Genomic DNA, 12,478 nt, shown 5'->3' with positions numbered 1-12,478 from the left:
CTCCCGTGGACGTTGTTCGAGGGTACTTCAGTGCATAAACTTTATCCGCTTCGTATCGAAGCTGGGATCTTCCATGCAACGATCCAACCGCATCTACTGGGCGGAAGACCATATCTTACACCATGAGAACCAAGGCTTTCGACACGGCCAGAGGCTTATTGCAAGCGCGATTTGCGGCTGAAAGAACGATGAGATCGGAGTTCTTTCCGTTGCCGGATCAAAGGGGAGGAGGATCGTAGTGGCAGGCTGCGAAGGGAGATAGGGATGGATTATGATTGCTATCTCAATCAGGCAAATTGAGATAACTCCGGGGGTTCTTGTGTCCGAATGGTATGTGACCGCTTCCAAGAATGACTTCCGGCTTCGGGATCGGCGGGGCGGTCGCTCGGGCCTCAGTCAGAGTTTGCTGTGGTTGATTACGTTGCGCCACGTGGTTTGTCTTACGGCGTTTCTGTTTTTGCTGGCTGGGTGCCGCTCCCGGCAGAACGTCGCTGGTCCGACGGTGGAATTTACGAAGATTCCCCCCGCTGCGCAGGGCGGCCGGGAGCGCGTCGACACGATCTCAGGGCGTGTGACTGGCTCACGGCCAGGTCAACGGATCGTAATCTATGCGATGAGCGGGCCGTGGTGGGTTCAGCCCTGGCCGGACCAGCCGTTTATTACCATTCAGACGGATTCGACGTGGAGCACGTCAAGTCATCTCGGGTTCAAGTATGCTGCGATGCTGGTCGATCCGGGATATCAACCGCCGCCGACGATGGATGTGGCACCTACGGTTGGCGGTTCGATTGCGGCGTTGGCGATCGTCGATGGTGTTGGCAAACCTCAGATTGCGCCTACGGTGCCGATTAAATTCAGCGGCTATGACTGGGGAGTCCGCACGATCGCTTCGGATCGCGGAGGGTTGAATCTTCCCTACGAAGGCGATAACGCGTGGGTCGATCCGCAAGGGGCGCTCCATCTTCGCATCAGGAAGAAAGGGAACAAGTGGTCTTGCGCGGAGGTGGAGATGAACCGAAGTTTGGGATATGGAACCTACATCTTTACGGTAAGGGACACGTCTCATCTGGAACCAGCCGCGGTCTTAAGCTTGAACACTTTTGACGATTGGGGAGGAGAGCAGAACTATCGTGAGGTGGATGTTGAGATGAGTCAATGGGGCGATGGCGCCAGTAAGGACAATGCACAGTTCGGTATTCAGCCTTTTTATGTTCCGGGCAATGTCGCTCCGTTTGTGGAGCCTGCGGGTAAACTGACTCACTCGTTCCACTGGGAGCCTGGGCGAGTGAAGTTTGTGACGGTGCGAGGAGACTCGATTCGCGAAGGCGCGCCCGTTGTTGCGGAACATGTCTTTACCTCGGGCGTACCCTCGCCTGGCCACGAGAAGATGCAGCTGCTGTTTTACGTGGTTGCGAGCGATAAGTATCCGATGCAAAAAGAGAGTGAAGTTGTTCTGGAGAAGTTCGAGTACCTTCCGTGATGGGGTTATGAAAGTTCATCGGCTTGTCGGAAAAATGGTGGCCGTGTTCGTTGTGATGTTCGTCGCCCAAACGGTTCACGCTGTCGATCCGAACCGGGCTCTCTCGCAATACATGCGAGAGAGTTGGGGGCTTGAGAGAGGTTTCACCGGGGGCGCGGTGACCTCGATCGCTCAGACCGCAGATGGGTTTCTGTGGATCGGGACGGAGAAGGGCCTGGTTCGTTTTGACGGACTAAGCTTTCACGTCTTCCAACAGCAGATTCCAGCGACGCTCCCGATCGGCCCCGTGCAGGAACTGGTTGCGGACTCTCAATCGAATCTGTGGATCCTTCTGGCGAATACTACGATCCTGCGATATCACGATGGGAAGTTCGACCCAGGCCACAGTCAGGCAGAGGTTGGAATTACATCCATTGGGCGACGCAGAGATGGTTCGGCGCTTCTCTCGTCCCTGGCTCTGGGGCCGCTTGCGTATCACGCAGGCAAGTTCGATGTTCTCACCGCGCCTCAGGCGCCTGGGAGATCCGATCCTGCTCAGGCAGCAGTGATGAATGATGAGCTCTCCAGCCGACTGAGCTGGGCAACCGGCGTGGCTACTCACCGATTTGCCAAGCCGAATACTGCGGTAGCGGCAGTAGCAGAGACCAGCGATGGCGTCATCTGGTTAGGTACACCCGATAAAGGTCTCTTCTATTTGAGAGACGGGCAGGTTCACAGCGTAGCGCTGGAGGTGGATGACGGAAGGGTTAATTGCCTGCTTCCGATGGAGAATGGCGAACTGTTGATTGGAACCGACAAAGGCGTTTTGCGCTGGAATGGCTCGAAGATTACTCGCGAGGGCGTGCCCTCTGTACTTTGGAAGGTTTCGGTTCTCTCGGCGATTCGTGACAGGGACGGAAACATCTGGATCGGCAGTTCTCATGGACTGCTTCGATTCAACGCCCTCGGCATCTCTTCTGATGACGAAGGGACGGTTGCTTCGGGCCTGGCGGTGAACACTCTCTTTGAGGATCGAGAGGGGAACATATGGATCGGAACGCCGCGGGGTATTGAAAGGCTTCGTGACAGCACTTTCGTGAGCTACGCGGTTGACAACGACTTACGGTCGGCGAGCGGTGGTCCGGTCTATGTCGATGCAGGAGAACGCACGTGGTTTGCCCCTCTCGACGGTGGGTTGCATTGGCTGAGAGATGGAAAGATCGAAAGCGTGAACGCTGCGGGCCTGGACAGAGATGTTGTCTACTCCATCACGGGCAGCCGCGATGAGTTGTGGGTGGGCAGACAACGAGGCGGGCTCACACGGTTGCGTTTTACGAACGGCGCCTTCGAGACCAAGACCTACACGCATGCGGATGGACTCCTTCAGGACAGTGTGTATGCAGTTCATCGGAATCGCGACGGATCTGTCTGGGCTGGGACTCTTAACGGAGGGGTCAGTGAAGTAAGGGACGGAAAGCTTACTTCCTACACCATGGCGAATGGGATGCCGTCCAATGCGGTGACATCGATAGCCGAAGGTGCCGATGGAACCATGTGGTTCGCAACCCCGGTTGGTCTGACTCAGCTATCGCATGGGCAGTGGCGAACCTTTACAGAGAACAATGGGCTGCCATCACCCGATATTGATTGTCTGCTTGAGGATTCAAGCCATGTATTGTGGGTCGGGACGACGTCTGGCCTCGCGTATCTCAACTCCGGTACAGTCCATATCCCTCGTAATGTGCCAGAGGCGCTGCATGAGCAGATCTTCGGAGTTGCGGAAGACACCAATGGCTGGCTCTGGGTTGCGACCTCCAATCACGTTCTAAGAGTGAAGCGCGATAGACTGCTGAGCGGCGTGGCGCAGGAGGGAGATGTGCGAGAGTATGGGACTATCGATGGATTGAGTGGAGTCGAGGGGGTCAAGAGGCAGCAATCGGTCGTCGCAGATCCACTGGGACGCATCTGGTTTTCCATGAATCACGGACTTTCGGTGGTCGATCCGATTCGAGCGACGCACTCTACGGCACCAGTGTTGGCGAAGATAGATGCGGTTTCGGTCGATGGAGTTCCAATCGATTTAGCGACTTCTGTGCGCGTTCCATCTGTTCGTCAGCGAATGACGTTCAACTTTTCGGGTGTGAGTCTCTCTGTGCCGGAGCGAGTTCGATACAAGTATCGTCTTGATGGATTCGATCGTGGATGGAGTGAGCCGGTTGGGTTGCGAGAGGCTGTGTACACAAACCTGGACCCAGGATCTTACACGTTCCACGTTATCGCCTCGAACAGCGATGGGGTGTGGAACATGGACGGGCCTTCGTTGAATCTGACGGTGGTTCCGGCGTTTTACCAGACGAACTGGTTTCTGTTGCTGTGCGCGGCGACGGTGGCAGTTCTGGCGTGGGCGGTTTATCAGTGGCATGTCGGCCAGGTAACGTCGCGGATGGATATCCAGTTTATCGAGCGACTCTCGGAACGAACTCGCATCGCTCGTGAGCTTCACGACACACTGTTGCAGAGTTTTCAGGGATTGATTCTTCATTTTCAGACGGCACGGGACCTGATTCCAAGAGATCCTTCGGAGGCGGAGAAGAGTCTCGATTCCGCTCTGGAGAGTGCGGATCAGGCGATGGTGGAGGGACGCAACGCAATTTACGACATACGGTCTTCTACTTTGGTCGATGACGACCTGGCGCACATGATCACCACGCTGGGAAGAGAGCTTGGAGCCAACAGCGAAGATGGAACCGGGCCGCGGTTCTCTGTCGTCGAGGAAGGAACCGCGAAGCCACTGGATCCGATCTTTCGGGACGACGTCTACCACATCGTTCGAGAGGCGCTGCGAAACTCCTTCAAGCATAGTGAAGCGCAGAAGATCGAAGCGGAGATTACGTACGGGAAGAGGCTGCTGCGCGTGCGGATCCGCGACGATGGGAAGGGAATCGACCGGAAGGTCCTCGAGGAAGGGGAGCGCGCGGGGCATTGGGGATTGCCTGGCATGCGAGAGCGCGCCAAACGGATCAGTGGACAACTGGCGGTGTGGAGTGAGGCTGGCGTTGGGACCGAGGTGGAGTTAAACCTCCCCGGATCCCTGGTTTACGAAGCAGGCTCCTCTCAATTTTTGCTTCGATTCTTCCGCAGGATTGGAACTCGAGATAAGGGGCTGTGAAGTTCGTGGAGTCGTAGTCTATTTGCGGACGAGAAAGATGAAGCGGAGAAGGAATAGGGCTGCGAGAAGATAGAGCATCCAGTCCTGACGGCGAGCGCGTCCGGCGAGGAGTTGCAGAAGCGCGTAGCTGGTGAGGCCGAAGCTGAGGCCGTCGGCGATGGACCAGGTAAGAGGGATGGTCGCAACGGTCAAGAAGGCGGGGATACCGATCTGCGGATCGTCCCATTCGATCTCGCCGAGGCCGGTGAGCATGAGGCCGCCGACCAGGATGAGCGCGGGCGCGGTGGCGAAGGTTGGGATCGCTCCGACGAGAGGAGCGATGAAGAGCGAGAGGAAGAAGAGGATGCCGGTGACGATGGCAGTGACGCCAGTGCGTCCTCCTGCTGCGACTCCAGCGGAAGACTCGATGTAGCTGGTGACCGTGCTGGTGCCGGCGAGTGAACCGAGGATGGTGGAGGATGCGTCGGCGAAGAAGATGCGGTTGAGGCGAGGGATGGTGTGGTCGGGGGCGATGAGGCCGGCGCGCTGAGTGACGGCGACGAGCGTGCCGATGTTGTCGAAGAGGTCGACGAAGAGAAAGACGAAGATGATCTCGAAGGCTCCGACGTGGAGCGCGCCAAGGATGTCCAGGTGGAAGGCTGTCGCTTTGATCGCGGTGAGGTCGTAGGTAGAGGGTTGCCAGTGAACCTGGTGGCAGAGAATGCCTACGAACATTGTGGTGAGAACACCGATGAGCATAGAGGCTCGGACGCGAAGGACCTGCAGGATCGCGATGAGTAAGAGGCCGAAGATGGCGAGCGCGGTTTGAGGGGCGCGGAGGTTGCCCAGAGTGACGGTGGTGGCGGCGCTTGGGACGATAATGCCCGCGTTGCGGAAGCCGATAAAGGCGATGAAGAGGCCGATGCCTCCGCCTACCGCTGCATGGAGTTGATGGGGGATAGCGGCGACAAGGCGCTGGCGAATACCGGTGAAGGTAAGGGCGAGGAAGATAACTCCGGAGAGGAAGACGGCGCCGAGAGCAGTTTGCCAGGGGACTCCCATGCCGAGGACGACGGTATAGGTAAAGTAGGCATTGAGACCCATGCCGGGTGCGAGGGCGAGGGGATAGTTGGCGATGCTTCCCATGAGGATGCTGCCGAAAGCCGCGCAGAGACAGGTGGCCGTAGTAATGGCGGCGAGGGGCATGCCGGTTTTGCTGAGCAGAGAAGGGTTCACGAAGATGATGTAAGCCATCGTGATGAAGGTCGTTAGTCCGGCAAGAATCTCTGTTCGCCAGTTGGTCGCGTGTTCTGAGAAGCCGAAGTAGTGCTCCAGGCGAGTGCGGATGGGCATCAGGTCAGGCTCCTGTGAGACGGGAAACTAGAATGGATGGAGTAGTACCAGCATAGCGTGAGAGGGCTTCGATGACGGCAGAGGACGTGAAGAAATTGCTTGGGTTGCAACCGCATCCGCGCGAGGGCGGGTGGTATGTGAGGACCTACGAGGCCGCGGAGAAGGTGGACGCCGAGATATTTAAGGACAAGAGGTATGCGGGAGCACGACGGACTGCGACTGCGATCTATTATCTGCTGGAGCCGGACACGTTCAGTGAGATGCACCGGCTGAAGTCGGATGAGGTGTTCCATTTTTATGCCGGCGACGCGGTGGAGATGCTGCAGTTGGTCGAGAAAGGTAAGGGCGCGACGGTGGTGATCGGGAACGATCTGCTACGAGGTCAAAGGCCGCAGGTAGTTGTGGAGCGGGGCGTGTGGCAAGGCTCACGCCTGGTTGACGGAGGGCGATGGGCGCTGCTGGGATGTACGGTGAGTCCAGGGTTCGAGTTTGAGGACTACGAGACCGGCGAGCGACGGGAGCTGTGCGAAGCGTGGCCCGAGTTTGCTGAGGAGATTACGGCTTTGACCAGAGTCGCTCCCTGAGAGATGGAGGCCAGTGCTTGCTGCATCCGATATTGCAGTCAGCGATTACCTTTGAAGATGTGGATATTTTCAGCGACGAATAAGACGCCTTTTCACCTGATGTTGTACTGTGATTCGTATTGTTTGGGTACGGACTGAATGAAACATCTGTTTAGCGGCGTGCTTGACCATATTGCGGCCAGTACCAGGCGCAAGGTCATCGCTATTTACATTCTTCTTCTCCTGATGAATGTGTCTGCCTGGATGTGGGCTTTTCTTGCATTTCGACACTATCCCGTGTTGCTGGGTACTGCATTCCTGGCTTACAGCTTCGGCCTTCGTCATGCGGTGGATGCCGATCATATTGCAGCGATCGACAACGTAACGCGGAAGTTGATGCAGGAGGGCAAACGCCCGGTTGCGGTGGGATTCATGTTCTCTCTCGGACATTCGACGATTGTGGTCCTGGGCTCGATTGCTATCTCGGCTACAGCATTGTCGCTGCAACATCGACTGGATGCCGCGAGACACATCGGCGGCGTGGTAGGGACGCTCGTTTCGACACTGTTTCTCTTTGCGATCGCGATCGTGAATATGGCGGTTCTGCGGTCGGTGTATCTTGCTTTCCAGCGGGTTCGTCGAGGGGAGCGGTATGTTGAGGAAGACTTCGATCTGCTGCTGGGCAGCCGCGGATTTCTCTCTCGCCTGTTTCGTCCCATGTTCGCGTTGATCCGCCGCAGTTGGCACATGTACCCGCTCGGCATTCTGTTCGGCCTTGGATTCGACACCGCGACGGAGATTGGATTGCTTGGCCTCTCGGCCTCTGAGGCCGCAAGAGGATTGTCGCTGTGGTCAGTTCTGGTCTTTCCCGCGCTGTTTGCCGCAGGTATGTCGCTGATCGACACCACCGATAATGTCTTGATGCTTGGTGCTTATGGGTGGGCTTTTGTAAAGCCGATTCGCAAAATCTACTACAACATGACAATCACCCTGATCTCGGTGGTCGTTGCGGTGTTGGTCGGGGGAATTGAAGCCCTCGGCCTGATGGCAGATCAGTTCCATTTTCATGGGGCTTTTTGGGCTTTGGTTGGAACTCTCAATGAGAACTTCGGCACACTGGGGTACGTCATCATTGGGCTTTTCGCTTTGAGCTGGATCGTCTCGATCTGGTTTTACAAGTGGCGCAGGTTCGACGAGTTGGAAGTGAGTACTTGAGTGCGCTTTGTGGTTGCTTGCGTTCGAGAGCACGGTGTCTTGATTCATCGACAGAAACAAAATAATTGAGGGACAGCATAACGTCTGCTGCCCCTCCAGGAATGATTGGACAAGTCTGTTCTTGAAGTGCCTTGTATTTAGGGGTAGAGCACGACAGGATTCAGACTGCCTCCATTGCTGCTGTTGGCAGTTGTGCCTTGTCCGTTGATGACGTGGGTGATCTGACCGCTGCCATTCAGAAAGACGGTGCCGACGTCGTGAATCGCTATCCCGCTTGTATCGGGGACAGTCATCGCGTTGTCTTCGATGATGTTGATTCCCTGATTGAAGAAGGAGTAAATGCCCAGACCGTAGGCCTGATGCGTGTTCGCTGAGTTGGAGACTACGTACGACGGGTAGCCATTGGCCGATCCGTCGGTCCATGCGCTCTGGCTCGGTGGATCATATGGCAACTCGCTTTGATAGAAGATAGTTTCGCCGCCATTGCCGTTCCACAGCACCTGCTCCTTCTGGTAGTGTTCTACGGCGAGGCCGAGCGCTGTGACGTTGTCACCATTGACAACGAGGCCATGGTCCGCGGTATTCACTATCCAGCCGACGCCGGTGCCGTGGTCCGCGCGCCATGCCCAGATGTCGTCGAGCAGGACGTCGTTGCTGTTGATTTCGAGACTGGTGGTGGCGCTTCCAGCGGTGGCTCCGCCGATGCGGAAGAAGACATCGCTCAAGGAGGATGGATTCGAGGAGTGATCCCGGAAGCGGTTAAATCCGAACCAGTTGTCCAGGCCTCTCAGCCTCGAGCTCCCGAGTTGGACGAGCGCGTCGGAGTTGATCGGGCCGGCATCGACGATTAGGCCGGCGATCCTCACTCCATCTACATCCGTAACCGTGATGGCAGGTCGGCCTGTCTGCGGGACAAGCGTAGCGAAGCCGAGGCCGAGCACAATGGTGTTGGGATAGAGGACGCGGATGGAGTCTTTGAGCTGATAGACCCCCGGCGTGAGGATGAGGCTCTTGCCCAGGAGTAGCGCGAGATTAATCACCTCCACGTTGGTTGAAGGGGTCGCGACAAAGAAGTTGTTGATCGACCTTGATTGACCTGGTGTGTTTGCGCCTGACCAGCTGACGCCAGACGAGTTTTTCTGCAGCGCAGGAACAAAGACCTTATAGTTGCCATTGCTGTCGGTATAGAGGAAGGGTTTTTCGCGACTGATCGGGGTGCTCGGCAGGGTTGTGTAGGCTGGATTGGGATAGCTTTGCGCGGGCGCTCCGACGACGCCGGTGAAGACCTGGTCCCAGACCGCGTTGGACCATCCACCGATGCTGCTGTTCCGCACATAAAACTGCTGCTGCGATCCGTTGATGACAAAGCCGGTCTGAGAGTCAGCGATGAAGCCACCGCTCGCGAACTGCGGACCGGCGCTGCAGTAGTCCTGGAGGGAGAGATTGGCCCCGGTGATGTTCACCCGCCGCATCGGCGCGGCCTGCGAGACCGCCCAAAAGTCGGCCGAGGACTGACAGCCGGAGAGACCCATGACGTTGATCGTCAGGTTCGACATTGAACGCCAGAAGTTGTCGAGAGCGATGCAGTTGTTGGCGGCGAAACACTGGTTATATACATCGACGTGGCCGTTGATGGTGACGTCGGCCGGCGACGCGCCCAGTCCGGCGACCTCCGTGTAATAGCCCACCTGGAAGTCGAGAGGAGTGGCGGCGCTGCCGTAGACTCCTGGCTTGAATAAGAGTGCGTAGCGCTGCGTGCCAAACTGATTGCTAACCTGCTGGTTGGCTATGGAGTCGACCGTTGCCTGAATCTGACTTGTCGACATGCTGGGATCGAAGATGTAAACATTGGGGCCAAAGTCTGAGGCGACTTCGGTTGCGTTCTGAGCAACGGCTGAGCCGCTTAGAGCACCTACCGTTAAGAGAAGTGTTCCGACGAGGCGCGCGAAGGCTAGCTTCGCAGTGGAAGATTCGCTTGTTGTATTTTTCACGTTTGCAACTCCGGTACGCGTGGGGTGGATTGCGCCGGCAACGATAAGCTGCGTTTCACTCGCTTGTCAAACCAGGAGTGCTGGTAGTTTGTGCTCCACAAAAAAGTGTCAAGTATTCATTTTTTAACAAAGGATTCGTGAGATTGAGATTGACTTTCCGCTGAGTGGCTTCGAGATCAATTGTTGCGCGCCAACCGCTTCAAATGGCGGTCGATTAAACAAACCACAGCGACTTTGAGTGCTGCGTGCAGAAATATATCTCTCTATAGAAGCTTCATCGAGTCGGGATCCCACTTCACTACTTCACCACGCTCCATGCTCAGATTGCTCAGTAGGGCAGCACCGGCGGCGCGGAAACCAAATACCGCATCTTCCACAACGGGCTTCCGTGTGCGAACCGCCGAGAAGAAATTACTGAAGTGGTCGTAGCTGTCGCTGTATCCGGCGGGGGCGACATATTTTTCATACCCGGCCGACGGACTTCCCGTTGGATGTGAGACCGGATACTTCTGGCGGTAGCTTTCCAGGAAGCGTTTTTGCATTGCATCCGTAAAGGTTCCGATTGTGTAGCTTGGTTCTTTCTGGAGCGGCACTCGGCTAATGCTGACTGTGTTGCCGGCAATCTCCATGGTGCCTTCCGACCCGGTGAAGATCAGCCCTTCACTCTCCTCGCCACCGTCGACGAAGTTCACGCGAAGACTGAGGTTGAATCCTTCACGGTAGTCAAAGAGGCCCAGCATCACGTCGGGGACGTCGCGCCCGTCCTTCCAGAAGCGCAGCCCGCCTGTTGCCATCGCTCGCGTGGGGCCATTTGATCCGGTGATGAAGTGGGTGCCGCTAAAGAGGTGAACGAAGAGATCTCCCGCTACGCCGCTGCTGTAGGCCTTCCATTTGCGCCACTGAAAGAAGTGCTCTGCATTGAATGGAATTTTGGGAGCGGTCCCCTGAAAGCGAGGCCAGTCGCAGGTTTCCGTTGAGGCGTCGAGTGGCACGGTATAGTTCCATGCGCCCATGGACGAGTTACGGTCCCAGCGCGCGGTCACCATATTGAGTTGGCCAATGGCTCCCGAAGCCAGCAGCTCCTTGGCCTTCGAGTAGATGATCGAACTCACGCGCTGGCTTCCGACCTGGACGATGCGGTTTGTCGTGCGGGCGGTTTCAATGATCTCAGGTCCATCGGAATAGAGATGGATCATCGGTTTTTCGCAATAGACATCCTTGCCCGCGTTCATGGCGTCGATGGCAGCCTGCTTGTGCCAATGGTCTGGCGTGGCGATGATGACGGCGTCGATATCCTTGCGGGCCAGGATCTCTTTGTAGTCGCGCGTCGTAAAAATGTCTGTGCCCCAGAGTTCCTTGCTGCGCTCGAGCCTGCCGTCGTAGCAGTCTGCTACGGCCACCAACTTCGCGCCCGGAACCTGCACTGCAAACTTCGTATCGGACTGGCCCTGAATGCCGGCTCCAATCAGTGCGAACTGTACGTGATCGTTGGCTGTAACCGGCGCGGCAGGGCCAGTCTGAGCTGCTGTCAGCGCATACATCTTTGACCCCAGTAACGTCTCCGCGGTTGCTGTTCCCGCGGCTTTCAGGAAATTTCTACGGTTCAGCACGTGCCCCTATCCTCGCAACATGAAGTTGACCACTCTCTGCAACGATATTCTCTGTCAAAGACTTTGTCTTGTTTCCAGAGCGGCGAAGGTTTGAATCGTCGACCAATCAGGTTTGCTGCGTCTTTGGGTTGCTGGCGACCGTGCATCCAGCGATATCTTCCATCACACGAATGGAGCCGCAAATATCTTCTTCGCCGTAGCCTTTTGCGATGGCCGCGCGAAAGAGTTGTCGCGAGAGTGCCGTTAGCGGTGCTGGCACGTTCAGTTCGGCAGCGGACTCCAGCATCAACTCCATATCTTTCTCCAGCCACTTGACGGAGAAGTTCGTGGTGAAGTTTCGGGCAAAGACCAAGGGCGCCTTGATTGAGATCAGGCCCGATTTGGCGGCGCTATTGTTGAGGATATCTAGCATCATCTCAGGATCGACTCCGGCTTTAGTGCTGAGAATGAGACTCTCGTTGAAGGCCTGAAGGAGATTGCCGAGGATCATGTTCTGCGAGAGTTTGGCGTGGAGCCCCATGCCGGCCCCCCCGCAGTAGTACAACTGCTTGCCCATAGCCTCGAAGTATGGGCGCACCTTTTCGAAGACGTCCTGTGATCCTCCGACCATGAAGGTGAGGGTGCCTGCTTCCGCCCCGCCTTTTGATCCGGTACAGGGAGCGTCCAGGAATGCGATGCCTTTCTCGGCGAGTTCGGCGGCGATGGCGCGGCTTGCAGAGGGAGAGACAGTACTACAGTCCACAATGATGGATCCTTTGGCAGCGGTCTCCGCGAGTCCATCTTTGCCGAGGATCGTCTTTCGCGACATCTCCGTGTTGCCGACGCAGAGGAAGATGCAGTCGCTTTGCCGCGCTACCTCGGCAGGTGTATCGCACGAAATCCCACCTTTAGCCGCGAGTGCCTCAACTTTTCCTCTGCTAAACGACCATAGTGCGACTTGATGGCCTGCTTCAATAAGATGAAGGGCCATTGGGCCACCCATAATGCCTAAGCCAAGAAATCCAAGCTTTGCCATGCGATTTTGATCTCCTCGTGAACTTGAGCTAATGATGAAAGACGGCGGGGTGAAAGAGAAATTTTGACGATGGTGCGACCTATTAATTAGTATCTCCTTCGTTGCCATCCTTGTGCCACTGTGC

General features: G+C 56.5%; 8 protein-coding genes. 4 read left to right on the top strand and 4 right to left on the bottom strand.

Annotated elements, in window-relative coordinates; all coding sequences use genetic code 11:
- Positions 1-334: 334 nt before the first annotated feature.
- Positions 335-1,480 (top strand): LamG domain-containing protein, encoded by a 1,146-nt coding sequence (locus tag HDF12_RS15850; protein ID WP_179584922.1) that lies wholly within the window; start codon positions 335-337, stop codon positions 1,478-1,480.
- Between the two features lie 7 nt (positions 1,481-1,487).
- Positions 1,488-4,628 (top strand): sensor histidine kinase, encoded by a 3,141-nt coding sequence (locus HDF12_RS15845; protein WP_179584921.1) that lies wholly within the window; start codon positions 1,488-1,490, stop codon positions 4,626-4,628.
- An 18-nt stretch (positions 4,629-4,646) separates the two neighbouring features.
- On the opposite strand, the gene HDF12_RS15840 is transcribed toward HDF12_RS15845, so the two are convergent.
- Positions 4,647-5,960: an NCS2 family permease gene (locus HDF12_RS15840; RefSeq protein WP_179584920.1), complete on the bottom strand. Its 1,314-nt coding sequence runs from the start codon at positions 5,958-5,960 to the stop codon at positions 4,647-4,649.
- A gap of 71 nt (positions 5,961-6,031) precedes the next feature.
- Between HDF12_RS15840 and HDF12_RS15835 the strand changes: the two genes are divergently transcribed.
- Both HDF12_RS15835 and HDF12_RS15830 read left to right on the top strand, forming a co-directional pair.
- Positions 6,032-6,544, top strand: coding sequence for a cupin domain-containing protein (locus HDF12_RS15835; RefSeq protein ID WP_179584919.1), 513 nt, complete (start codon positions 6,032-6,034; stop codon positions 6,542-6,544).
- Positions 6,545-6,682: 138 nt separating this feature from the next.
- Positions 6,683-7,738 carry a HoxN/HupN/NixA family nickel/cobalt transporter gene (locus HDF12_RS15830; RefSeq protein WP_179584918.1) on the top strand — a complete coding sequence of 352 codons (1,056 nt, stop codon included), beginning with the start codon at positions 6,683-6,685 and terminating at the stop codon, positions 7,736-7,738.
- Between the two features lie 137 nt (positions 7,739-7,875).
- Here HDF12_RS15830 and HDF12_RS15825 read toward each other — a convergent pair whose 3' ends face one another.
- The 3 genes from HDF12_RS15825 to HDF12_RS15815 form a co-directional block, all read right to left on the bottom strand.
- Positions 7,876-9,729, bottom strand: a complete 1,854-nt coding sequence (locus HDF12_RS15825; protein WP_179584916.1) for an adenylyl cyclase — start codon at positions 9,727-9,729, stop codon at positions 7,876-7,878.
- A gap of 263 nt (positions 9,730-9,992) precedes the next feature.
- Positions 9,993-11,339, bottom strand: a complete 1,347-nt coding sequence (locus tag HDF12_RS15820) for a Gfo/Idh/MocA family protein (protein WP_373563941.1) — start codon at positions 11,337-11,339, stop codon at positions 9,993-9,995.
- A gap of 106 nt (positions 11,340-11,445) precedes the next feature.
- Positions 11,446-12,462, bottom strand: a complete 1,017-nt coding sequence (locus tag HDF12_RS15815; protein ID WP_179584914.1) for an NAD(P)-dependent oxidoreductase — start codon at positions 12,460-12,462, stop codon at positions 11,446-11,448.
- Positions 12,463-12,478 lie beyond the last annotated feature (16 nt).

The organism is Tunturiibacter gelidiferens (genome assembly GCF_013410115.1).
Taxonomy (GTDB): domain Bacteria; phylum Acidobacteriota; class Terriglobia; order Terriglobales; family Acidobacteriaceae; genus Edaphobacter; species Edaphobacter gelidiferens.
Note: the sequence above shows the minus strand (reverse complement) of the source record. Positions and strands in the feature narration are given on the sequence as shown.